The sequence below is a fragment of the Moorena sp. SIO3I6 genome (assembly GCF_010672095.1).
Genome location: NZ_JAAHHU010001578.1, coordinates 1 through 1,156, shown reverse-complemented (window position 1 = coordinate 1,156; position 1,156 = coordinate 1). Strand labels below are relative to the sequence as shown.

The following is a 1,156-nucleotide window of genomic DNA, read 5'->3' as shown; positions in this document are numbered from 1 at the left end:
GAGGTTGTGCGAGGTATACCACTTCCCCCTATCAAGGGCTCATTCTTCAGGCTGGCTGGTGGCAAAGGTTTTCAAAGACCCTTTGAATTGGCAACCCTGCGGCTGCGGAATATGACAGAGGTTTTAAAGCACTGGAATACTTATGTACCCAATGGGGCTTATCTGACCCAGCGAGGGGGAACTTTCTTATTCGATTCACAGGGGAAATTACTCTACGAATACCAGGATTGCGGGCTCCTTGGCTTTGCTCAGAATATGAGTCGTCCACTGTCGTTTTTATTAGATTAAGTAGCTGGACAAAAATAAACCTCGCTGTATTAACTTGTGTAAAGTTGCCAAAAAATCCTCTGTTCCCAGATCCGCTGTTCCCTGTTCCCTATTTCAACAGTTAATTTTATTTTTGTCCGACTACTTAGTTCTACCAAAGCGATAGTAACTTAGAAGTAAGTACAGAATTATAAGAGCAAGACAGGGAGAAAATTGATGCGGTTATCACCACTTTTATTATAAAAATTATAAGCTGCTACTCAGTCAGGAATAGAGCAGGGCATACAACAAGGAATACAACGTTAAAAATTAAAAATTAAAAATGAATGAAGCCCAGTAGGGTGGGAATGCGATCGCGTTCTCCACCGAGCCCAGTAAGGGATGGTGCGTTCGGTGATCTTCGGTGAATAAATGTCTTGATAGCTCTTGTGTAATCGAACCCACCCTACAAGATCGTACGCACTACCAGACGACTTGATCGCGCTGCAAGCCAAAGTTCAAGACATGGTAACCAGCATAGTGTTAGAATTATTCCATTATGCCAACAATTTTACGGATCGGTCTTTTTAGAGGCTTGGTATGGGTATTTTGGCAATTCGAGCGGATGAGAGAGTTAAGAATGTCTACTTTACTGAAGAAACCATTAGTGTTGATTTAATGGATGGGCGGAAAATTACCGTACCTCTAGTTTGGTACCCAAGGCTACTTAATGCCACACCCGATCAACGTTCAAATTGGGAAGTTTGCGGTGGTGGTTATGGTATCCACTGGAGCGACCGAGGACGAGGATTTGAGTACAGAAGGGATGCTGCGTGGTGCGCCAGCCCCATCCTCCAGAAATTTATGAGTTAATCGAGGTGAGGGACCCTAAGGTTCAAGCTCACTGGCG

The 1,156-nt window shown here is 44.0% G+C and carries 1 protein-coding gene and 1 pseudogene; both read left to right on the top strand.

Annotated features, from left to right (window positions below; translation table 11 throughout):
- Positions 1 to 288: AhpC/TSA family protein (locus F6K49_RS51375; protein ID WP_293110655.1), on the top strand; the 288-nt coding region annotated here is incomplete at its 5' end.
- A 558-nt stretch (positions 289 to 846) separates the two neighbouring features.
- A pseudogene (locus tag F6K49_RS51370) lies at positions 847 to 1,114 on the top strand (DUF2442 domain-containing protein).
- Positions 1,115 to 1,156: the final 42 nt, after the last annotated feature.